Annotated in this window: 17 protein-coding genes; 10 read left to right on the top strand and 7 right to left on the bottom strand. The window is 43.4% G+C overall.

The features are described 5' to 3' along the window. Positions 1-159 precede the first annotated feature (159 nt). Together phhA and hppD are read right to left on the bottom strand one after the other, a co-directional pair. On the bottom strand, positions 160-1,122 hold the full coding sequence (gene phhA / locus JMY08_RS00660) for a phenylalanine 4-monooxygenase (protein WP_227679549.1): 963 nt from the start codon (positions 1,120-1,122) through the stop codon (positions 160-162). Between the two features lie 173 nt (positions 1,123-1,295). Beyond that, positions 1,296-2,396 carry a 4-hydroxyphenylpyruvate dioxygenase gene (hppD, locus tag JMY08_RS00655; protein WP_194619718.1) on the bottom strand — a complete coding sequence of 367 codons (1,101 nt, stop codon included), beginning with the start codon at positions 2,394-2,396 and terminating at the stop codon, positions 1,296-1,298. A 177-nt stretch (positions 2,397-2,573) separates the two neighbouring features. Here hppD and JMY08_RS00650 point away from each other — a divergent pair, with 177 nt between their 5' ends. The 5 genes from JMY08_RS00650 to JMY08_RS00630 all read left to right on the top strand — a co-directional run bounded on the left by JMY08_RS00650 (position 2,574) and on the right by JMY08_RS00630 (position 8,304). Then, positions 2,574-3,503 carry a LysR family transcriptional regulator gene (locus tag JMY08_RS00650; RefSeq protein WP_201588478.1) on the top strand — a complete coding sequence of 310 codons (930 nt, stop codon included), beginning with the start codon at positions 2,574-2,576 and terminating at the stop codon, positions 3,501-3,503. A 243-nt stretch (positions 3,504-3,746) separates the two neighbouring features. After that, complete coding sequence (locus JMY08_RS00645; protein ID WP_201588476.1) at positions 3,747-4,943, top strand: aromatic amino acid transaminase; 1,197 nt, start codon at positions 3,747-3,749, stop codon at positions 4,941-4,943. Between the two features lie 274 nt (positions 4,944-5,217). Beyond that, a complete protein-coding gene (gene fahA, locus JMY08_RS00640) occupies positions 5,218-6,516 on the top strand; it encodes a fumarylacetoacetase (RefSeq protein ID WP_201588474.1) in 1,299 nt (432 codons plus the stop codon). A 124-nt stretch (positions 6,517-6,640) separates the two neighbouring features. Then, positions 6,641-7,216 (top strand): VOC family protein, encoded by a 576-nt coding sequence (locus JMY08_RS00635; protein WP_201588472.1) that lies wholly within the window; start codon positions 6,641-6,643, stop codon positions 7,214-7,216. Positions 7,217-7,251: 35 nt separating this feature from the next. After that, a complete protein-coding gene (locus JMY08_RS00630) occupies positions 7,252-8,304 on the top strand; it encodes a TRAP transporter substrate-binding protein (RefSeq protein ID WP_201588471.1) in 1,053 nt (350 codons plus the stop codon). Between the two features lie 79 nt (positions 8,305-8,383). On the opposite strand, the gene JMY08_RS00625 is transcribed toward JMY08_RS00630, so the two are convergent. Then, positions 8,384-9,238, bottom strand: coding sequence for an IclR family transcriptional regulator (locus JMY08_RS00625; protein ID WP_201588470.1), 855 nt, complete (start codon positions 9,236-9,238; stop codon positions 8,384-8,386). Positions 9,239-9,368: 130 nt separating this feature from the next. Between JMY08_RS00625 and maiA the strand changes: the two genes are divergently transcribed. The 5 genes from maiA to JMY08_RS00600 all read left to right on the top strand — a co-directional run bounded on the left by maiA (position 9,369) and on the right by JMY08_RS00600 (position 14,791). After that, complete coding sequence (gene maiA, locus JMY08_RS00620) at positions 9,369-10,016, top strand: maleylacetoacetate isomerase (protein WP_201588930.1); 648 nt, start codon at positions 9,369-9,371, stop codon at positions 10,014-10,016. A gap of 503 nt (positions 10,017-10,519) precedes the next feature. Continuing rightward, positions 10,520-12,019, top strand: a complete 1,500-nt coding sequence (locus JMY08_RS00615; protein ID WP_201588468.1) for a DUF4331 domain-containing protein — start codon at positions 10,520-10,522, stop codon at positions 12,017-12,019. A gap of 27 nt (positions 12,020-12,046) precedes the next feature. Further along, complete coding sequence (locus tag JMY08_RS00610) at positions 12,047-12,328, top strand: hypothetical protein (protein ID WP_010197479.1); 282 nt, start codon at positions 12,047-12,049, stop codon at positions 12,326-12,328. 76 nt (positions 12,329-12,404) lie between these two features. After that, a complete protein-coding gene (locus JMY08_RS00605) occupies positions 12,405-13,649 on the top strand; it encodes a tetratricopeptide repeat protein (protein ID WP_201588466.1) in 1,245 nt (414 codons plus the stop codon). Further along, positions 13,646-14,791, top strand: a complete 1,146-nt coding sequence (locus JMY08_RS00600; protein ID WP_201588463.1) for a HupE/UreJ family protein — start codon at positions 13,646-13,648, stop codon at positions 14,789-14,791. The genes JMY08_RS00605 and JMY08_RS00600 overlap by 4 nt, the downstream gene beginning before the upstream one ends. A 91-nt stretch (positions 14,792-14,882) precedes the next feature. On the opposite strand, the gene JMY08_RS00595 is transcribed toward JMY08_RS00600, so the two are convergent. The 4 genes from JMY08_RS00595 to JMY08_RS00580 form a co-directional block, all read right to left on the bottom strand. Next, positions 14,883-15,284 (bottom strand): ExbD/TolR family protein, encoded by a 402-nt coding sequence (locus JMY08_RS00595; protein ID WP_189585118.1) that lies wholly within the window; start codon positions 15,282-15,284, stop codon positions 14,883-14,885. A 38-nt stretch (positions 15,285-15,322) separates the two neighbouring features. Further along, positions 15,323-15,913: a MotA/TolQ/ExbB proton channel family protein gene (locus JMY08_RS00590; RefSeq protein ID WP_189585115.1), complete on the bottom strand. Its 591-nt coding sequence runs from the start codon at positions 15,911-15,913 to the stop codon at positions 15,323-15,325. Between the two features lie 251 nt (positions 15,914-16,164). Beyond that, on the bottom strand, positions 16,165-17,244 hold the full coding sequence (locus tag JMY08_RS00585; protein WP_227679547.1) for an energy transducer TonB: 1,080 nt from the start codon (positions 17,242-17,244) through the stop codon (positions 16,165-16,167). Between the two features lie 264 nt (positions 17,245-17,508). Next, positions 17,509-22,671, bottom strand: coding sequence for an ESPR-type extended signal peptide-containing protein (locus tag JMY08_RS00580; protein WP_201588461.1), 5,163 nt, complete (start codon positions 22,669-22,671; stop codon positions 17,509-17,511). Positions 22,672-23,005 lie beyond the last annotated feature (334 nt).

Here is a 23,005-nt window from a genome sequence, read left to right as displayed (position 1 = left end):
TCATTTCAAAAATGGTGATAAAAATGAGATAAATTGCCGTCAAACAAGAAAAATAGTGCAGATAATATCGGGATATTAACCAGCTATTTGACGATGTTTGGCAAGATTTAGCCATTTTTAGCCCATTTAGATGACTATCGAGTGAATTGAAGACACGCCCTAAGCATTTTTTGTCGCATAAGCGGGCTCAAACAATCCCAGTGACATGGCTTGTTTGACCATTGCCATGATGTCGCTATTAACGATATCGAATAACGTATCCAAATCATCAATGACATAGTAAATCGGTTGAATATGGTCAATACGATAAGGAGTACGAAGTACATCAAGCAAGTCAAACGCTCGATGTTCTGGTTGGAGCTGGGGTTTATATTGAGACTGAGGTTCTGCTTGCTGCTCAGAACTAGCATTGAGTGCATAAATGGTCTCAGATGGTGAGCTTAAGATGCCACCGCCATAGATTCGACGGTTATCTTGATTTTGTCCAACCAAACCAAACTCGATGGTAAACCAATAAAGCCGTGCTAAAAACCATCTCTCTTCTTTGCTGGCATTGAGACCCAGCTTGCCATAAGTCTCATTAAAAGTCGCAAACGCAGGATGTGTCAGGAGCGGACAATGTCCAACGATTTCGTGGAAAATATCAGGCTCTTCGATATAATCCATATCATCAAATCGACGGATAAAAGTTGCAACGGGAAAGGATTTATTGGCAAGCAATTTGAAAAACTTGCCAAAGCTTATTAATGCAGGAACAGCAGCAGTTTGCCAACCAGTGGTTGCTTGCAGTACCTCATCGATATCATGCAACTGTGGAATACGGGTGGCGGGCAAATCCAGCTTTTTCAAACCGTCTAGATAGGCTGGGCAGGCACGATTGGGTGTTTGCTCGGCTTGCCGCTCAAGTAACGATTGCCACATGCCATTTTCATCGTCACTATAGTGAATATGACCATGACTGTCTGGCTGATGCGACACGTAAGGTTGTTTTTTGGGAGTAGAATCACTCTTTTTATTCGTAGAGTCATCGTGGCTAGCAGCATCATTGTTTGGTGTTTTAGAAGCGACACTATTGGCACCGATGGTAGTATTAAGAGAATCTATATGTGATAGGCGTTCCATGCCTGTGTTCCTTTTATTGCAGTTAGCGCTTTAAATGTTGTTAGTCGCTTTCAATTATGATTGAACCATCACATTGGCTTCACGACATTACAAAGTGCAGAGCTCATTATGGGCAAGACAAATTACTTTCATCCTGCCCGTTTTTTTATGAGCTTTTCTAAATGTAGCGTAAATTATGGCGTTTCAGTCTGTGGCTGACCAACCGCGCCGCGACGCACTTGGTCACGCTCGATAGATTCAAACAAGGCTTTAAAGTTGCCTTCGCCAAAACCATCTTCGTAATCGCCTTTACGTTGGATAAATTCAAAAAACACTGGGCTACCCAAGATAGTTTCAGAGAAAATCTGTAACAGCAGACGTGGGACAGAACCCTCAGTCGTACCGTCGAGCAAAATACCGCGCATCTGTAGCTCAGACACAGTCTCGCCATGACCCGGTAGACGCTCGCCCAGCATTTGGTAATAAGTATCATTTGGTGCGGTCATTAGTGGAATACCAGCTGCTTTTAGCTTATCGATACTGGCAAACAAGTCATCGCTAGCCAAAGCGATATGCTGAATACCTTCACCATTGAAATGCATCAAATACTCTTCGATTTGACCACCGCCCTGCTTGGCTTCTTCATTTAGCGGGATACGAATTTTACCGTCAGGCGCTGTCATGGCTTTACTGGTTAGCCCAGTGTATTCACCTTTGATGTCAAAAAATCGAATTTCGCGGAAGTTAAAGACACGCTCATAAAAGTTTGCCCAATAGGCCATGCGACCACGGTAAACGTTATGGGTTAAATGATCGATGACTTTAAAGCCATGTCCGATAGGGTTTCTGTCTACATCAGCAAAAAATTCAAAGTCGACGTCATAGATAGATTCACCATCTTTATAACGGTCAATCAGATAAATCAATGAACCGCCAATACCTTTGATAGCAGGAAGGCGCAGCTCCATCACACCCGTTGGTACGTCTACTGGCTGCGCGCCCATCTCGATCGCACGCTCGTAAGCTTGTTTGGAATCTTGTACCCGAAAACCCATGCTACAAGCACCCGCGCCATGCTCTTCAACGAAGTAACTGGCTTGGCTTTTTGGCTCACGATTTAGGATAAGGTTGATGTCACCTTGACGGTATAGCGCAACGTCCTTTGAGCGATGATTGGCCACGTGTGCAAAGCCAAGCTGTTTAAACAATGCCTCGACAGCATCCGGTTTAGGTGAGGCGAATTCGACAAAATCAAACCCATTTAAGCCCATTGGATTTTCAAATAAATCTGCCATTGTAATCATCCTTAATTTCAATTGGTGGTCTAAAAATCATAAAAACAATATGAGAAAGCACTCTTAATCATGAGAAAGCACTCTCAATCAATAATTCTTATTGACGATGCATTTATATTAGATTAGGTTTATTTATAAGACTAATTGTTTTTTATGATTTATTTATCAGGTTTACTTATGAATATCAGCATTCGCCAACTCACCGCTTTTATCCAAGTCGCTGACAACGGTAGCTTTACTCGTGCCAGCGATCAAATGCATTTGACCCAATCTGCTGTTAGTGGATTGATTAAAGAATTAGAATCTGGCCTCGGTATTGTGTTATTTGACCGTACTACCCGTCAGCTGTCTTTGTCGGTAGTTGGACGGCATTTGTTGCCGCAAGCACGGCGTATTTTGAATGAAATGCAGCTGTTCGAAAATGAGGCGAGTAGTTTGACCAGCTTGGCGCAAGGTCAAGTACGGCTAGCCGTTTCGCAGTTCGCAGCCTCATCCATGCCAGCAGTTATCGCTCAGTTTTCCAAACAACACCCCGAGATTGGCGTGTCGTTATTGGACTGTTCAGCAGAAAACTTACTTAGGCATATTCAAGACATCGAAGTCGATTTGGGTGTCGGTACTGAGCTTGGTTTTATGGAGACTGATGACGATGTCAACGCTGATTTGTTATATCAGCTGCCATTTTGTGTGGTCATGCCTGACAGCCATGCGCTGGCACAAAAACGTGAGATAACGTGGCAGGATTTATTAGACATTCCGCTCATCACGCTGCAAGGTCCTTTCATTGAACAAGTGACAGCAGAACTGGACGATCAGATCGCCAGCCATATCCAGCAGGCACGATATAAAGTGAATTTTATGTCTACCGCCCTTGAGATGACCCGTCAAGGATTTGGCATTACTCTATGTTTGCCCTATATGCCTGAGGTTATCGACTGGGTCAGTGCCAACGGCTTGCAAATGCGACCTTTGTCCCAGCCTGTTAAGATGCGACAGTTCTTTATTTATCAACGCTCCTCACGCGCGCTATCCCCTGCCACTATTGCTTTCAAGAAATTCTTACAAACGTATTTTAACGATCATTTTGATGGTTTGCATAATACTTAGTTTGCACGGTACTTGATTTTCATAGCACTTAATTTTCATAGTACGTAAGCCAAGTTTATTCAATCCTTGACGGAAACCATAAATATAGTTAAAAAATAAATAGGGCATGTTGGTGTTTTTTAAGCGTTTTATATATTATTTGGCTTGTCGTCAGTCAATGTGACTAAATCTTACGTTGAGTTAATTATCCATTTGATTTATGCTTTTTGGCTTCGCGACTCATATTTTTTGTAAGGATACAGAATGTTTAGAAGTGTAGAATATTATGCTGGTGACCCTATCCTAGGGCTTATGGACAAGTTTTCTGCTGATCCCAATCCCAATAAAGTCAATTTGGGCATCGGTATTTACTACGACGAAGAAGGGGTACTGCCCGTATTGGACTGTGTAAAAACAGCCGAAGAGCGCATTGCTGACCCTATTTCTGCGCGTCCCTATTTGCCAATGGCAGGATTGCCTGGTCATCGTAGCGCTTGCCAAAACTTACTGTTTGGTAAAAACGCTCAAGTGTTAACTGATGGTCGTGTGGCTACGATAGCGACCCTCGGTGGCTCAGGTGCGTTAAAAGTTGGCGCTGAGTTTATTCATCAATGGTTCCCGCAGTCAAAGTGCTATGTCAGCGACCCGACATGGAGCAACCATATCGCTATTTTTGAAGGCTGCGATGTAGAAGTTGGCACTTATCCTTACTACGATAAAGCCAGCAGTAGCATCAAATTCGATGAGATGATCGGTTTTTTTGAAACTTTAAATAAGCAAGATATCGTGTTGTTGCACCCTTGCTGCCATAATCCAACAGGTATGGATTTGACCAAAGCGCAATGGGATACAGTTTTAGAGGTGATAAAACAGCGTGAGTTGATTCCCTTTATGGACATTGCCTACCAAGGGTTTGGCGAGGATATGGACAGTGATGCTTATGCTATCCGTAAAGCGGTTGATATGGATCTCATATTATTCGTGAGCAATTCCTACTCGAAAAACTTGTCTCTGTATGGAGAGCGTGTCGGCGGTCTGTCCGTCGTTTGCCCTACCGTAGAGGAAACCGAACGCGTCTTTGGTCAGTTAAATTTCATCGTTCGCCGTATTTATACCAGTCCCCCATCGCATGGCGGACGTGTGGTCGATATCGTCATGAATGATGACGCACTATACCAGCAGTGGGTTAGTGAGGTTTATGGCATGCGCGACCGTATAAAAGCCATGCGCTTAAAGCTCAAGTCGGTATTAGAGTCTAAACTTCCTGAGCGTAGTTTTGATTATATTACTCGTCAAAACGGTATGTTTAGCTTTACCGGATTGACAGTTGAGCAAATCGAACAATTACAAACCGAATTTGGTATCTACATGGTATCTAACTCACGTATGTGTGTGGCAGGCTTAAACGTCAACAACATTGATTACGTGGCCAATGCCATGGTAAAGGTTTTAAAAGACTGATTAAATCACACAGCTAAAAATGTGGTTTGATAAAAAGGCTGAGCACTTGCTCAGCCTTTTTTTGTGTTCCATTACCCCTGTAATTAGTAAAAATAATAATACAGTCAGTGAAAAGTAATATCGATACATCACGCACTGCTGATATCAATTTTATAGCTGATATATCGCCAAGCCATTGCACAAAAAACTTGCAATCCACATATCAATAAATTACATTATACGTAAGTAGTTAATTATAACGTAATCATAAATTTATATTAGCAAGGAGCAAATCATGTCAATGATTGACGCAAGCCTCACCTCATTTATCGATATCACCCCCGATTCTGACTTTTCAATCCACAATCTCCCCTACGGTATTTTTAGCGATACCAAAGACGCTGCTAATAACAAGCGCCGCGCTGGTGTTGCCATCGGTGAGCACGTGCTTGATTTGTCCGTACTGGAGACAGAAGGGTTATTAAGTTTGGAAGGTGGCCCTTACTTTGACCAATCTACTCTGAATGCTTTTATTGATTCTGGTCGAGACAATTGGACGCAGGCACGTACCACCATTCAAACGTTACTGTCTAGCGACAATAGCACCTTACGTGACAATGCAGACTTGCAAAAAAAGGCGCTGTTTAAACAAGCAGATGTCACCATGCATTTACCTGTTCGAGTGCCCGGTTTTACCGATTTTTACTCGTCTAAAGAGCATGCGACCAATGTCGGCACCATGTTCCGTGATCCAAACAACGCTCTACTACCCAACTGGACTGAAATGCCTGTTGGCTATAACGGACGCGCCAGCACCGTCATCGTTAGCGGGACGGATATCGTACGTCCATCTGGTCAACTAAAGCCCAACCCTGATGACCGTCCTATTTTTTCTGCCTGTAAGCGTTTAGATTTTGAGTTAGAGACTGCATTTGTCGTTGGCAAAGGCAATCATATCGGTCAACCAATCGCTGTAGATGAGGCCTCTGATCATATCTTCGGTATGGTACTGCTCAATGACTGGTCAGCCCGTGACATACAAAAGTGGGAATACGTACCTTTAGGGCCATTCAATGCCAAAACGTTTGCTTCTGAGGTTTCCCCTTGGATTGTCACCATGGATGCACTGGCCCCGTTCAAAACAGCTTGCCCAACACAAGAACCTAAGCCACTTGCTTATTTAAATGAAAAAGTGAGCGATAACAGCTTTGATATCCATCTATCGGTTGAATTACTGCCTGAAAATGCGGAGACGGCTACTGTTCTTTGTGAGACCAATTTTAAATATATGTACTGGTCAATGGCACAGCAATTGACACACCACACTATCACTGGCTGCAAAGTCGAAGTCGGCGACATGATGGGCTCAGGTACGATTTCAGGGCCAACGCCAGACTCTTATGGCTCGATGCTAGAGATTGCTTGGAATGCGACTAAACCTGTCACGCTTGATGGTGGCGAGACGCGCAGCTTCATCGAAGATGGCGACACCGTCATTATGAAAGGCTATAGCGAAAAAGACGGCATTCGTGTTGGATTTGGTGAAGTACGCGGCAAAGTACTACCCGCGCTTAGCTTTGATTTTGATAAATAATAACCGCATATAAAAAAGGCGTAAAAGTAGATGTAAACTGTCAGACAACAATGATGTACCGTCTATAAGTACTGACAGTTTGTCTATTAATATGAAATTTACGCCCTATCAAAAGGAGTTTGATATGAGCTTTCAAATTGAGAAAATCCATCATGTGGCTTATCGCTGCAAAGATGCCAAAGAAACCGTCGAATGGTATCAAAAGCATTTGAATATGGATTTTATTTTGGCATTCGCAGAAGATCACGTACCTTCAACCAAAGCCTTTGATCCATACATGCACGTCTTCTTAAATGCTGGCAGTGGCAATGTCTTGGCCTTCTTTGAAGTGCCCAACCAACCTGAGATGGGCTTTGATCCAAATACCCCGAATTGGGTGCAACACTTGGCGCTAAAGGTCAAAGACCGTGATGAACTATTGATTGCCAAAGAGCATTTGGAACAAGGCGGCATCGATGTCATTGGCGTCACCAATCACGGTATATTCCATTCTATTTACTTCTTTGATCCCAATGGTCATCGCCTTGAGCTGACCTATGACGATCCAACCTCAGAAGACAAGGTTTCTATGATTACAGACGCCATCAAACAAGACATGCTAGATGAGTGGTCTCGTACCAAACGCGCGCCAGCACATACGCAGTTTTTGCATAGTGAAGAGCTGGCTGAAGCACGCGAAATAGCGCCTGTCGGTGAGTAGCAAACCATATCTCACCATCATGAAAGGATTCGATGATGAAAGTAAAAACCCCTTTAGGAATACTCTTAGCTGCCTCGATTGCGATGACTGGCTGCTCCAATAAAGATCAAGCGGTCAGCGCATCTACGGATGCAGGTGAAGTGACGACGTTGCGATTCTCGCACTTTATGACTGCCACTGACAATATAAACACCGAAGCATTAGAGCCGTGGGCGAAAAAAATTGAAGCCGATTCAAACGGCCGCTTAAAGGTTGAGATATACCCTTCTGCGACGCTCAGCAAACCAGGTGCGACCTATGATGCTACGGCGAAAGGCAGTGTAGATATTGGTATGCAAGCGCAAGGATATACAGCAGGACGATTCCCTTTGACTCAAATTGTAGAGTTGCCAGGCATCACAAATACTGCACAGCAGCAGAGCTGTATACTTCATAAACTATATGACGAGGGTGTGATTAAAGACGAATACGAAGACACTCACTTGCTAGCGCTGATAGGCACTGGACAAGGCGCGCTTCATACCGTTGACAAGCCGATTCGCACACCAGCTGATATGAAAGGTCTACGTATTCGCCAACCTTCTGCGGTTGCGAGCCATATTATCGAAGCCACTGGTGCGGCACCTGTCGGCATGCCTGCCAGTGATACTTATACCTCGCTTCAGCGCGGTGTCATTGACGGGCTCAGCTTTACTTGGCAACCTATTCAAGCGTTTCGCCTTGATGAGCTGATCAACACGCACACCAATATTCCTTTTTATAACTCTACCTTTGTTATTAGTATGAATAAAGATAAATACAACAGCTTGCCTGATGACCTCAAAAAAGTGATTGATGACAATTCTGGCGCAGAGCTGGCAGCACATATCTCTAAAGTATTTGACGTCAGCAATGCCAAAGCGATGGCCGCTGCCAAAGAAAAAGGCGATATCATGATTGATATTCCTGATCCACTCAATGACCCAGATTGGAGAGGCCCATTAATGGAAGGCTCTCAGCATTACCTTGATGAAGTGAATGCCACTGGTCTAGACGCTGACAACGTATACGAAAAAGCAAAAGCGGCCAGTAGCGCCTGTATAATTTAGAGGATGAATATCATTAGATGATGTTCGAAAATAAATCTTTTGATACGATAGCCAGTTAGCTTATAGAATCACATACTGGCTACGCTATTTGATAACGCTGTGCTATTGCGAGTATTTGTTCGACCACGTTATGTTGCTCGCTCATCGGTAATTGCTCTGTGGTTCCAATAATAGTGATGGCATACTCTAACGGTAAGCCTTCACCAGCAATTTTGTCATTAATCGCAGATGAATTAGCAGCACTACTGGCAAGCTGTGGCAATATCACAGGAATCGTAATGGCGTTAATCCCCATAAGCATATCGCCCGTCACTGTCGCATAGCCTTGAGTACGAATTTTGGCTTGCAAGTGACTGAAATTCTGCCATTTTTCTGTAATTATTGCTTCATTGTCTGTCTGCCATTCAGCTGTGACCAATGGCTGAATGACAACATCAGGTTGATAACTGGCAAATAACTGCCCTGTCGCCGATGTCGTCAGTGGCATACGCGAACCGATGCGAGTAATAATACTGATTGGACTGTCTGGCTCAACAGATTGAATGATAATAGGGCCTTCACTAAACCATTTGGCGATTTGTACCCCGCAATTTAAGGTGTCTTTAATCTCATTAGCCACCTGCGTGAGACGTGCCAAAAGATTGTTTTGGTTGAATCCAGTATGTCCTAATGATGCCAATGCATTGACTCTATCGCCCACTCCGTATCGACCATCATCGAGCTTACGAGCATAGTCTTTACGAATGAGGCTGACCAAGTAACGATGGGATTTTGCTGGGTGCATTTGCATGGCTTCAGCGATATCCTTTAGCATCATAGGCTCATTGCGGTCGATCAGCACATCTAGAATCGATAGCCCAATCTCAAGCGACTGGACGCCACTTTGGTTTTTACTGGTGACAGAACTATCTAAAAGGGTTTTGGCTGCTGGCATGATTTGCTCAATGAATAATTTACTTAGTTAAATGTCAATTTAAAGCTGGGATAAAGATTTAACATCATCACGCTTGTTTTAGGCCGTGTTGAACATTCACAACATATCATAATAAAAGGAATTAATAATGATGACACTTTATGGCTACTTTCGCAGTGGCACTTCTTACCGTACTCGTATCGCTATGAACCTAAAAGGTTTAGATTACGACGATATCGCAATCAATTTGGCACAAGATGAGCAGTTAGAGACTGCCTTTAAAGCGATTAACCCGCAAGGATTGGTGCCAGTCCTAAAAGTTAATGATTTACTATTATACCAAAGTCCAGCTATCTTGGAATGGTTAGAAGACGTCTACCCTGAGCAGCCATTATTGCCTAAAGATGCTGCTGGACGTATGCATGTGCGCGCGTTGAGCGCCATGATTGGTTGCGACATTCATCCGCTTAACAATCGCCGTATCTTACAATATTTACGTAATGAGTTATCAGTAGATGAGGAAAATGTGATTGCATGGTGCAATCGCTGGATTAGTGAAGGATTTGCCGCTTTAGAGACACGTTTGGCGGCGGATAAAAATCGCGGACAATTCTGCTATGGTGACAGTCCTACTTTTGCAGATTGTTATTTGATTCCTCAAGTTTCTTCCGCTCGCCGTTTTAAAGTAGACCTCAGCGCTTATCCCAACGTCGTCGCTATTGATGCCCACTGCCGCACGCTAAAAGCCTTTGCAGATGCTGACCCTATGATGCAACCCGATGCCCCTAAGCCTCAATAAATCACGAACCCGTTATTGAAAGGATAAGCACGTTGCAAAATAGGTTCTATAGTCGATTCAATGTAAAAAGAACACAGCTTAAAAAGAACATAGCATTGCTGGGATTGATTTTCGAAGCCTCTGTCTGCGCAGGCACAGTAAGCAAGAAAAATTGATATCAGCAGTGCGTAATGTATCGATATTACTTTTCACTGATTACACCCTCTTGTTTTAATACACCCTCTTGATTTTTAACTGATTATAGGCGATAGTTACTGACTTTAGTACAACTGCTTTGATATTGTTTTCAAAGCAGTTTTTTGTAAAAAACCGACGACTGGTATGATAAAACCGATAAAAGTTCTAATAATATCAGCTAATTCAGTGTATAGTTTAAATGAACTTGGTAAGGACACTATTTAATTTAATTAATCAAACTTTAGAATTTAATTGAATTCATCAAAGTTCATATGCTATAAAATTTTCACAGCCTCTATCACTTAAGTTTTTCTACAAGGATCCGTATGAAACACACCACAAAGGCTCTAATAGCCGCCATGACTCTATGCGTTAGCGCAAGCGCTGTCGCCTCTAGTCACCGTGAAGCCCCTTCAATTACCAAAACCCCTAAAGTCGATGCCACTGACTTTTATATGTTTAATAGTTATGAAAATAATCGAGCCGATTATGTCACGATTATTGCCAACTATTTACCGCTACAAGACGCTTACGGTGGACCTAATTACTTCGCATTAGACGACGATGCCTTGTATGAAATCCATATCGATAACAACGGCGATGCGGTCGAAGATATTACCTTCCAGTTCGACTTTACCCAAAACTTAAACAGTATCGAAATCGACTCAGATGGCAACCCATCGACAGAAAAGGTCGCCATTCCTTTGTCCAACGCTGGTGATGCTTCGGTTGCTGCTAACGTACAAACCAGTGAGAGCTATGACGTCACGATGGTCAAAGGCGATCGCCGTAGTGGCTCACGCACTGATTTGGGCAATTTCAAAAAACCATTTGACTATATCGGTACCAAATCGTTTGCTGACTACCCTACCTATGCACGCAGCTTTATTAAACCGTTAAACTTGGGTAGCTGTGGTACTGGTAAAGTATTCGTTGGTCAACGTGCTGAGAGCTTTGCAATCGACTTGGGTAGAGTGTTTGATTTAATCAACCTAAACCCATTAGGTGCACGTAATGGTGGTACTAACATTCTGGCAGATAAGAACATTACTTCTATTGCCATGGAAGTGCCTAAAGCTTGCTTAGTCAACGCGACTGGTAACGATCCTGTCATCGGTGCTTGGACAACGGCTAGCGTTCGTCAAGCGACCTTGGTAAATGGCAATCCTGCTTCAGGCATCAGTACAACGGCCAAAAAAGGCGGTGCATGGACGCAAGTGTCACGACTAGGTATGCCATTGGTCAATGAAGTGGTTATTGGACTTAAAGATAAAGATAAATTCAATGCGTCAGAGCCAAAAGATGATGTGGCAAAATTCGCGCCTTATGTCTTTTATCCTACGCTTCCTGCTCTAATTCAGACTTTATATCCGCAAGCACCAGCACCAACGAATTTCCCTCGTCAAGATTTAGTCACCGCCTTTTTAACGGGTGTTCCTACGATCAACAAACCTGCTAATCCAAAGCTCGTACCAGCAGATATGTTACGACTTAACACTAGCACGCCTGCTGTTGCAGCTGCCAATCAAAATGACTTAGGTGTGATTAGTATTATTCCAGGTCAGAACGATGGTCGCCCAAGTGCAACTGCTAAAGATGTGGCAGGATTTCCAAACGGTAGACGTCCTGGTGATGATGTCACTGACATTGCGTTGAGAGTGTCTATGGGTGCTTTATGTCATGCTGGATTGCCTGCAGACGTCACTTGTGTGCCTGCGGATGCTAAAGCTGGCAAAGCATTGTTCACAGATGGTGCAGTCAAACCTGCAACCGAGTTTGACTCTGTCTTTCCTTATCTAAAAACGCCTAACCCAGGTAGCCGATAAGCTGAATCTAACCCAAGGAGAAATACTATGCGCTATATAATGTTAGCCGTATTGATCACTGGATCAGCTGCACTTTCTGGTTGTTTCAATGATAATGACAACAATGACTTTGACTCGTCAAATCAGGTTGATAAGGCTGTTGCGGCAGACCAAGCGAAAGCGAAGTTAGCCGTTAATAATACCTCTGCTGTGATTGATGCTAGTAATAATGTCGACACTGATGAGCCTCAAGATATTGATCGGGTGATGCTGCCTGAAGCCAATTTGGCAGAACCTGTCGCAGTATCAGGCGCCAATGCCTCGCTGTAGTTTGACCTGAAGTTATCCAAGCACCTAATCAGTTTACTGATTGGGTGTTTCTTTATGTTTTGAGCCGAGATATTTTATGCATTGGATTAAACTCCCTATCGGATTATTACTGTTATTACCTCTCAGCAGCCAACTGCTTCACGCTGCCCCCTTTATACCAAAAGACGATCAACAAATTCTAGCGACTCTGCCTACAGATTCCCCAGCGCCGCGCTATCTAAACGCTGCTGACTTTGGAACTGACACACACACAAATACCCCAGCACAAACCAGTCAATTACTAGAGCGCGCTTATCTACAAGGCGATCCTAGAGCATTGGGTCAGGCACGCGCGCAGTTAGATCAGAGCACAGACCAGAGTATAGATACGCTAATGCTACGAGCACGAGCATTGCAGTCAGATCATAAATTTGCTCAAGCAAAAGCGCTATTAACGCAGATATTAGAACAAGAAGCGACTCATCCAGATGCTCTATTGACTCTTTCTTCTTTACTGGTCGTCCAAGGTCAGTTTAAAGAGGCTTTGAGCTACTGCAACAAACTTGATGATCCTGAATTGCGTGTTTATGAGCTGGCTTGTCAGGCTCAGATACAGAGCATGACTGGGCAGCTTGAACAGGCAAAACAAACACTCAGTGGACTGGCGGCGATCGCACCTGGGTTAGATGCATCAACTGCTCGCTGGATATACTTGATGCAAGCAGATGCCGCATTACGTAGCCAAGATACTTCGCTTACCAATCAGATTTTTAGCGTGATGGACGATCAAACCGTACCGGCGCTGATGGCTCGCGCTGACTGGCTATTGAGTATCGGTGAGTATGAAAAGGTGCGCGATATGCTCCGAGAGCATACGGATAAAGACGCCTTGCTACTACGCCTTATCACTGCTCAAATGGAATTAGGCGACCCTCAAGCACAGAAAAACTTGGCCTTGATGAAAGAGCGCATTGAGGTATGGCAGATACGCAAAGAAAATGCTCATATGCGCGAACAAGCGACTTATGCTTTGCTGGCCAATCAAGTAGACTCAGCACTAAAATTGGCTCAAGATAATTGGCAACAGCAGCGTGAAACGGCTGATATCGTGCTCTATGCGAGCGCAGCTATCAAAGCTGGCAGCCAAGCAGACATCAAGCTAATACGCCAATTTATGGCAGACACGCAATTCGAATATCCTGCACTGGAGCAAGCGCTACGCTCAGGTAAAATCAGTGATTGTCTAAATTGCCAAGTTGCCACTACGCAAACGTCCAACACTCAAGCCAAAAGCACGCAAACCGTAAACACGCAAGGTATGAATAAGGAGAAGCTTTTATGAATGCGCTTCGCAGACTTATTGGAAGTCATACTTATCGTTACCTGACGCTGCTGTTACTGGCGCTGACGTGTTCAGTGGCACAAGCGCATGAGTCTAGTACCGCCTACTTAAACCTCAATCTGAGCGACTCTGAGAGTACGGCAGAGAGTAAATATGATGCTGAATATGAGCTTTCACTGCGCGACTTAGCGTTGCTGATTGATATAGATCCAAACAAAGACAGTCAAGTCAGTTGGGCAGAAGTAAAGTCACAGACATCGCTGATAGAGCAACTGATTCAATCCAAAATAAAACTAGAAAGTAGCGCACAAGCGTGTCAAATTACAAAATTTGCGCCATTAGCCATTAATACACGTGGCGGGTTTAATTATTTATATAGCAATTTTGCCTTAAGCTGTGCTCAGCCCATCGATAATCTTGATTATCAGATATTGGCAGGTATCGATGCCAACCACCGACTCATCCTGACTCAGGCTAATGATGACACCGCCCTACAAGTGCTAGCAGTAGGTCAAAGCCCATTAGGAGCGCAGGCAAATACTGGCTGGATGTCTACCGCGACTAATTTTCTCAAAAGCGGTATACACCACTTGCTAATTGGTTGGGATCATCTGCTATTCTTATTTGTACTGCTCATTCCTGCGGTGTACGTGCGCAAACAGAAACAATTGATTGCTGTCACTAAGCCAAAAGCGGCGCTGCTTGAAGTGTTTTGGATTGCGACTTCGTTCACACTCGCTCACTCCATTACACTTAGCTTGGCGGCACTACAAATCGTTAGCATACCGCCACGCTTTATCGAATCTTTGATTGCACTGTCTATTGCCTTTGCCGCGCTCAATAATGTCGTGCCATTACTACGGGTACGAGCAGTCTATCTGGCCTTTGTTTTTGGACTGATTCACGGTTTTGGTTTTGCCAATGTATTGGTAGACTTGCCACTTGCTACCAGTGCACGTGTATTAGCGTTGTTGAGTTTCAACGTAGGCATTGAGATGGGACAGTTGGTATTTATCGCTTTGGTGTTTCCAATAGCGCTACTATTACGTCACACACAATTTTATAAATGGATTATATTTTATATCGGTTCGCTGATTAGTATTTTAGTGGCACTGTGGTGGTTTTTTGAACGGGCATTTTAAGACCACTAAATGTATTCATGTGCTAATTGATGACACGCCCTAGCATCTTCTTGATGGTAGGGCTTATTTTTTATGGTCAGCTTTCAACATCCTATTCATTGACGAAAGCAACTTTAGTAAGACCTGCATTACTCGCAGCAGCCAAAACTTGCGCCACCATATCGTAGCGAGTGTCTTTGTCTGCGCGCAGATGAATACTAGGATCTAGCCCATCACTTGCTGCTTGCGCAAACCGTGTCTGTAGTTGCGGTAATGACAGCGACTCTTCATCCCAAAACAGCTCATTATCTTGATTGATACTGATTTGTAATATGTCATCAGGCAAATCATTAATCGTAGCACTGGTCTTGGGCAGATCCAATGGCACAGTTGGGTTCATCACTGTCGCTGTCACTAAAAAGATAATCATCAGCACCAGCATGATATCGATGAGCGGTATCAGGTTCATCTCGCTCAAACCTTGAGTGTCATCATCTCCTAGATGAAACGCCATGCGTGTCTCCTTTTTTATAGCCAATAAATTGCAAGGATCTAAACATTTGTATTTGTTTTATCTGTCGTCACCGCTGGACGCATCGATGCACCTAAGAGACCGTGAGCAATATCATTGGCTAAGAATAACGTTCGACGATTCATACGCGCAATAATGTTATAAAAAATCACAGCGGGAATCGCAACGGCAAGACCAAGCCCCGTCATGATGAGCGCCTCACCTACTGGACCTGCCACTTGCGCAAGCCCTGCCTGCCCGCTCATACCGATACTGCGTAGCGCATGAAATATGCCCCATACGGTACCAAATAATCCAATAAAGGGCGCAATAGCGGCAGTCGTACCTAGTAGCGGCAATCCTTGCTCACTGCGATGTCGATAGCGACCAATCAGTTGCAATAAAGTCTGCTCGGTCATCAATCTGCGCTCCTCTGCACTGGCTTGCAAACTAGGCGGCACTTGTTTTTGTAATTGCTGTGCTAAATCAGCCGCGACAGTTTTGGCCAATTGGCGACTATAATACAGCCGCAAAATTCCTGTGACCCAAGAGGCAACCGATAACGCAAAAAGTGCAAAAAATAAAGCCTTGGTAATAATATCTGTGTATTGCCAATAATCCATAAGATCCATACATCTTCCTTAACGTAATTATCTTGAAGTAATTATCTTGACGTAATTATAGTAGATTCACTTTAAAAAAATACCATACTGCTGGGATGCGTTTTCTAAGGCTCTGAAGTACCAAGCACACAGCAAGCAAGGAAGTTGATAATGCCTAGACTTGCCGTATCTTTTTTATATTGATCTGATGATAGACTGTGTTGTTCATTTAAAAACAGCTGCTATCATTATCATCGGCGAAAGACCTTACAAATTCTATGTTAATTATTAAATGTCGGTCTCTCATATACCAATGACATCGGCACAATCGCATCAACTGTCTTACCGTCTTTTTGCAGTGGATTGAGTTGCCCTGTCCTGACCTGCGTGGTTGCCATTGCATCGATTATTGGACTGCCTGAGGGTTCAAGCAGTTGCACCTCCGTAATATAGCCTTCTTTATTGACATGCAACTCTAGCATGACGATAAATACATCACCGAGCTCAGTATCAATGCTACGCCATATTAGCAATGGTAAGCTAGTCGTCGGTTCATGCTTATCGAGCCAGCTGCCATAATCTGCCAAAAACGAGGCAGTCTCGTCATTTTTATTGACCTCATTATTTTTATCAGCCTTCTCATTTATAGCGGCCTGATCAATGACTTGCTTTTCGGCTTGGGCAGCGGCTAACTTCAGCATGTTGGCAATTGCTTCATTGGCTGCTTGTATGTGCCATTGCTCTTGTTCGGCGAGCTTTCGGTTGGTTTGTTTTCCTAGTTCACGTTTCTGTCTGGCTTGATCACGGTTGAAATGCGCTGTCACAGCTCGAGCTCGAATCATTTCCGTTAGATCTTGCTCTGTGTCGTCTGATTTATTTGATGCGTTCGATATTTTTCTTGATTCTACTGTCGTCAATGGTGACGCTGATGAGGGGTTTTCAAGAGAATTTTCAGGATTGCTTTCTAAATTGGGTGATTTTTTAACCACGTCAGTATTTGCTGTTGAAGGCATTGGCGCTTCTTTTGTTTCAGCTTTTAATGTTGCAGCTGATGACATCTGAGCAGATGCTACGACTTTTTCTAATGGTTTGATTGGTTGAGTCTCAGAGACGGGTTGTTTTTCTGAGACAGGTCTGGATTGAGGTTCTGTACTTGGCCTATTGGTAGGAGGTGACGCTAATGTGATTAGCTCTAGTTGAATGGTCTCTGGTTTATTTTTTATTTCGGGAGGTTTCGGGGTATCGATAGATATCATTGCCCATACGGTGGCACCGTGCAAGGCAACCACAAAAATGGTGACCCAAGCATTGAGAGGACGAGTGAATGAATTTGGTAGTATCATGATGATTAGAATACTCATTAAAAACAAACCTGTATATCGATTTCTTCAATAAATGCTTGGATAGTTGAAAGCGAATGATCTAATACTTTTCACTCTCTATCCTATAGATATACTCACCTTCTTAAACTTGGCAAGTTGATCAAAAAAATGATTTTATGATAATCAAGATTTATACGATTATTATCTTCATTGCATTAAATATTTACTCTTCATCCATAAAAAAGCAAGACATCTGATGTCTTGCTTTTTTTATCTCATCATAATCGTTATAACAAAATCGCTTTAATCAAAATGGAAGCCTGCACCTACTGCGCCGCCTACATTGCCTTGAGTGTCGGCAGTACCGTTCACTTTGATAACCCAGCGACCGTCGTTAGAGAGTTTAGAGAAGCCAATGGCTACTGCGCTTTCTCCATTGTACGTACTCACACCGCCGCCGATCAGTGACTTACCTGCGATGTAGGCCTGAGGTAGTGCAGACATTGCCATTGCAGCTGAGATACCTGCATTTGCGTCGTCTTCTACTTCATCGATTCTGTAGCCAAGATCGCTCATATTGCTATTGAGTCGACTATCAAGTGCACTAAGCTGACTGTAGTTGACAGCATCTGTCGCCTCTATACCATCGGCAACACCAGTTATGCGTTGATTACCTGCATATAGACCTTGAGCAGTCATACTTGGACCATCTTGCATGGTGATGCCATTACTATTGATGACTGTCGTCCCAGCCGTGACACTATCAACGCTTATATTACCGTTCAGATCAAACTTGATGCTACTGCCCTCTGCGGTGGTCGTTATGTTGTTACCACCTGTGAAGCTTAGGACACTCTCATCTCCGACTGGTTTGTTGATATTATCACCACTATCTGCACCAAAGTTGAGTCCAGCATCGAGCCTATCCGTGTTGGTGTTGATATTGGTTGTATTGGTGGTAATATTGGTTGTGTTAGTCGCGATATTGCTAGTGTTAGTAGCAATATTTGTGGTGTTGGTCGTGATATCAGTTGTATTACTGGTGATGTTGGTAGTATTAACTTGTACGTTTCCATTGATTTCGATCGTACCTTGTCTGATAGAAGCAATCGCACCATCGATATTGCCTTGACCTGTTCCACCGATATCATTATTAATGAAAGTACCATTTTCAGGATTATAGACAGTGTTGCCACCGATAATGCTGCTGATACCACTGCCTTGGGCATAGAGTTGACTACCATTAACGGCGTCTTGGCTGTCTGCAGCTACTTCACCATTTTGGATATTGGTAATCTTAGTGTCAGCCGCATCAATGCCACTTTTCGTGACGCTTGGACCACCCGCAATCGTGAGTCCATTATCATTGATAGTAGTATCACCTGTGGTGACACTGTTCAAAGTGATATCTGGGCTTAGATCAAAACTAATGTCATTAGCATTGGAAGGTATAGGTGCTGCACGTAAACCTGTGCTAGCATCAAAGGTAGCCACATCATTGACTAACGTTCTAGACACTTTGATATTACCGTCTCTACTATTTAGGTCGATAGCATCTCCTTGTCTTACCTGAGTAGCAATATCACCTTGAGCAGTGATATCCCAACCTCGATCCAAGGCAATGGTCACTTCTCTTAATTGCCCGACGTTTACGGCATCAGAGTTCAGCTCACCTCTACCAACATTACGAATAATGTTGCCACCATTGTCTAGACCACGGCTACTCAATGTGACCGTTCTACCTAAGCCACTATCTATAAAAGTAAAGCCTGCGTTGTTCATAATGCTATTGCCTATTTGCATACTGCCCTCATCTCCCAAATCCAACTGGTTGTTGAGTTTAACTTGAACGCCATTTGCAGAAGCAACAGTAGTAAGGTTACTATCACCTGTGACATTGATCGTATCACCTAATGCAAATTGCTGATCATTATCGCTATTACCATCACCAATTTTAATACCTTTGGCAATTTCGTTATTGGTCGTTGTGAGCTGTGCGAAGTTTACGGCATCAGTTGGCGCAATTCCTTCACCAACTTTGATAATTCTATTATTACCATTATCAAGACCTTCGTTGCTTAACGTAATGGTCTGATTAGGACCATCAGTGATGGTGACGCCTGCATTGTTAAGCACTGTGCTTTCCATTCTCACGCTACCATTTTTACCAAGCATTACGTCTTCAGCCAATTTAACGTTTAGATTGCCCTCTTCATCAGCAACAACACCGATGTTGTTATCAGTTAACTCTGTCGCGCCTCCTTGGATTGTTAAGGTTTGACCTAACTTACGATTGACAACAACGGTAGTGTCGTCTCCTGTAAAGTCTAGTCCCAAGTCGACCGTGCTGTTGGTTGCATTCAACTGTCTAATATTAACGGCATCTGTATCATCTTCACCATCAGCTACCTCAGTGATTCTGTTTCCGCCATTGTTAATACCAATGCTGCTTAGTCTAACCGTACTGCCACCTAAGAAGCTGACGCCACCTGTTTTCAACAAGGTATCCCCTGCGGTAACACTAGTAAAGGTAACATCCTCTGCTGTCGCCACTTTAATACCACCATCTTCAGCACTAAGAACGATGTTGTCTCCTGTGAGAAAGTTAGCCGTATTGTCTGTTTTATCCAGTGTTTTAACCTCATTACCGTCTATTTGAGTGATAACCGTCTGCATAGCGCTATCAGCTTTTACCAAGCTGGCTTTGCTATCTGCACTTAAGTCAACGGCATAGTCGGTCATGTTGGTCAACTCGTCTTTGTCACCTGCTGTGACCGTGACGGCAGAAGAGCCTGCTGAAGCGGTGACACCATCTGCATTGACTGTGTAAACGTCTTGAACGTTCTGACCTGTAGATTTCACAACATCAGCCACGTTAGTACCTGCGGCGACTTCGGTTTTAGCAGCGGCAGCTGAACTGTTGAGCTGACCAACATTGACCGCGTCTTTATCTAAGACACCCGCCTTGACGTTTGTCACTTTCTTATTACCAGCGTTGATACCATTAGACTTAGTGATACTGGGGCCATTGACCATGCTTAGACCGTCACTGGTCAACGTTGCATTAGACAGTGGGTTTGTACCTGTTACTGTCACACCAATGCCGCTGACCGTAGTCACACCGCCCATTGCCAGACCACCAGTGACTATGCCCAAACGATTAACTTGAGTGCCACCAAAGATATTACCTGTGCTGACGCTGCCGTTATTGCCTAGATCAAGATCGTTGTTGAGTTCGAATGAGACATCATTACTCGTTGAGTCTTTAGAGACGATGATGTTGCTGTTTTTGCTATTGAAGTCAACTGCTTCACCAGGTCCAACATTGCTTGCAGTAGCACTGTTACCTTGTGCACTGATATCCCAGCCTCTATTAGCCGTGTCTGTCACACCATTTAGCTGACTGAGGTTGACAGCGTCATCTAATTCAATAGCATCAGCTACTTCAGTGATTCTGTTGCCGCCATTGTTGAGACCCATGCTGCTTAGTCTAACCGTATTGCTACCCAAGAAGCTGACGCCACCTGTGTTCAACAAGGTATCCCCTGCGGTGACACTGGTAAAGGTAACATTCTCTGCTGTCGCCACTTTAATACCACCATCTTCAGCACTAAGAACGATGTTGTTTCCTGTGAGGAAGTTAGCCGTATTGTCCGTTTTATCCAGTGTTTTAACCTCATTGCCATTTATTTGAGTGATAACCGTCTGCATAGCGCTGTCAGACACGTTTGATACATTTTCTAGCTGACCATAGTTCACCGCGTCAGTGGTAGTTGTACCAGCTTTAACGTTTGTGATCTTTTTATTGCCAGCATTGATACCACCAGATCTGGTCATGCTTGGACCATTCAGAATGGTTAGACCATCACTGGTCAACGTGGCATTAGACGGATTAAAAGGGTTTATACCTGTTACGGTCACACCAGCGCCACTGACTGTAGTGACGCCACCCATTGCCAGACCACCTGTAACCATGCCCAAGCGATTAACTTGAGTGCCACTAAAGATATTGCCTGTGCTTACGCTGCCGTTATTACCTAGATCGAGGTTATTATTGAGCTCAAATGACACATCATTGCTCGTTGAGTTTTTAGAAACAGCGATGTTGTTATTTTTACTATTGAAGTCAACTGAATCGCCAGGTCCTACATTGCTTGCAGTAGCACTGTTACCTTGTGCACTGATGTTCCAGCCCTCATTTGCAATGTCTGTGACAGCTTTTAGCTGAGATACATTCACTGCATCAGTATCTGCTGAGCCACCTGCAACGTTAATGATACGACGTTCGCTTTCAACAGCTCCTACCGAGACTGTGCCATTATTTGCATCAGCAGCAACGTTGGTTAAGAAAGAAGCACCACTTTGTACAGTTGCAATAGAGTTTTGACCTAAAGCAACACTGTTTAGAGCATTTGCTCTAGAACCTTTACCTAGTGCAACACCCCCTAAAGCCTGAGCTTGCGCATCAAGACCAAGTGCAACGGTGTCATTGGCAGTTGCTTTTGCTTCGTAGCCTATCGCAACCGCACGACTTGCGCTGGTTCCGTTTGTGGCTCTTTGACCTATCGCAACTGAATTAACACCTGCTTTTGCATCTTGACCACCAGCAAAGCCGTTGAATGAAGATCTTGCGCCTTCACCGATGACGGTTGAATTTGAGTTCCCAAATGCATTCTCTCCAACAACGGTTGAGTTACTACCGTTTGCATTGGCATTCGAGCCAACAGCAAGAGCGTTAGTCCCTGTTACTGACGTGGTGTATGGCTGTGAAATGCTGGAGCGGATAGGAAAATCAATATCAGCAACGATAGTATCTAATGCTTTTAGCTGGGAGCCGTTAACCGCCTCTTTACTATTAGCATCAATCAAACCATCATCTACATTGACGATCTTTTTATTGCCAGCATTAACGCCTGTAGCAGAAATAACGACACCACCGTTAAAAGTCGCACTTTCCAAACCCGTTAAATCTTCTGCTAATTTGATAGTTAAGGTGTTACCAATACCGAATACACCTATATTACCATCCGTCAATGGTCCAGTTGCACCACCTAAAATATTAAGTGTCTCGCCATTACTGCGTGTGATAGTTGTAGGATTATCACCTTCGAAGTTCAGTGTTATTGAACCTTCAGGATTGTTTTGATCAGAGTTATTGTTGTGGCTATTGTTACCAGAGGTATGGGTATGAACGCCGTGACTGCCATGGCTATGAGTATAATCGCCATCATGGTGATTTTCTGTACCCGTAGCATTCGTCTGCATACCAAAACCAGCAGCCAATAGTCCAAGGCCTATGGCACTTAATCGTAATGTCTTGATTGTAGATAGGTTAGATGTTGTGTTGATAGCAGTGTTAGAGCTAACACTAGATTTGGAAGATTTGCCACGCCCCTTTGCATATTCACCGACTGCGGTAAAGCAATTTAAGGCTTCATTCCAGATGACTTTATAGATGCGGTTCATGATATGTACTCCCTTACAGACTTGTCAGATTTAAAAAATCAGAGATAAAATCTATATCGCAGAGAGTCGATATCACAAAATAAAACGGGATATAAACTGATAATCACGAAGCTTTTTTAGAAAATTATTTGTATGAATGTTTAAGGAATAATACGTTTTGTCTCGTAAAATCTTTAGCACTCTCTATATATTAGTATTACCGAATATATAGAGAGTGACAATGTCGTCTGTCTGGCATTTATTACCATTTGTCGTTTATATTCATAAAAACGAATATAAACTTTTAATTTTTGATTATTCACATTAAATTAGGACCATTTTTTAAAAAAATTTA

Origin of the sequence: Psychrobacter sp. Pi2-51 (assembly GCF_904846665.1) — a bacterium.
GTDB lineage: Bacteria > Pseudomonadota > Gammaproteobacteria > Pseudomonadales > Moraxellaceae > Psychrobacter > Psychrobacter glaciei.
This window is presented reverse-complemented; position numbering and strand designations above follow the sequence as displayed.

Bases quoted from the DNA above. Each gene is read 5' to 3' on its own strand.
- phhA (WP_227679549.1), bottom strand. From the start codon at position 1,122: ATGGAACGCCTATCACATATAGATTCTCTTAATACTACCATCGGTGCC.
- hppD (WP_194619718.1), bottom strand. From the start codon at position 2,396: ATGGCAGATTTATTTGAAAATCCAATGGGCTTAAATGGGTTTGATTTT.
- JMY08_RS00650 (WP_201588478.1), top strand. From the start codon at position 2,574: ATGAATATCAGCATTCGCCAACTCACCGCTTTTATCCAAGTCGCTGAC.
- JMY08_RS00645 (WP_201588476.1), top strand. From the start codon at position 3,747: ATGTTTAGAAGTGTAGAATATTATGCTGGTGACCCTATCCTAGGGCTT.
- fahA (WP_201588474.1), top strand. From the start codon at position 5,218: ATGTCAATGATTGACGCAAGCCTCACCTCATTTATCGATATCACCCCC.
- JMY08_RS00635 (WP_201588472.1), top strand. From the start codon at position 6,641: ATGAGCTTTCAAATTGAGAAAATCCATCATGTGGCTTATCGCTGCAAA.
- JMY08_RS00630 (WP_201588471.1), top strand. From the start codon at position 7,252: ATGAAAGTAAAAACCCCTTTAGGAATACTCTTAGCTGCCTCGATTGCG.
- JMY08_RS00625 (WP_201588470.1), bottom strand. From the start codon at position 9,238: ATGCCAGCAGCCAAAACCCTTTTAGATAGTTCTGTCACCAGTAAAAAC.
- maiA (WP_201588930.1), top strand. From the start codon at position 9,369: ATGACACTTTATGGCTACTTTCGCAGTGGCACTTCTTACCGTACTCGT.
- JMY08_RS00615 (WP_201588468.1), top strand. From the start codon at position 10,520: ATGAAACACACCACAAAGGCTCTAATAGCCGCCATGACTCTATGCGTT.
- JMY08_RS00610 (WP_010197479.1), top strand. From the start codon at position 12,047: ATGCGCTATATAATGTTAGCCGTATTGATCACTGGATCAGCTGCACTT.
- JMY08_RS00605 (WP_201588466.1), top strand. From the start codon at position 12,405: ATGCATTGGATTAAACTCCCTATCGGATTATTACTGTTATTACCTCTC.
- JMY08_RS00600 (WP_201588463.1), top strand. From the start codon at position 13,646: ATGAATGCGCTTCGCAGACTTATTGGAAGTCATACTTATCGTTACCTG.
- JMY08_RS00595 (WP_189585118.1), bottom strand. From the start codon at position 15,284: ATGGCGTTTCATCTAGGAGATGATGACACTCAAGGTTTGAGCGAGATG.
- JMY08_RS00590 (WP_189585115.1), bottom strand. From the start codon at position 15,913: ATGGATCTTATGGATTATTGGCAATACACAGATATTATTACCAAGGCT.
- JMY08_RS00585 (WP_227679547.1), bottom strand. From the start codon at position 17,244: ATGAGTATTCTAATCATCATGATACTACCAAATTCATTCACTCGTCCT.
- JMY08_RS00580 (WP_201588461.1), bottom strand. From the start codon at position 22,671: ATGAACCGCATCTATAAAGTCATCTGGAATGAAGCCTTAAATTGCTTT.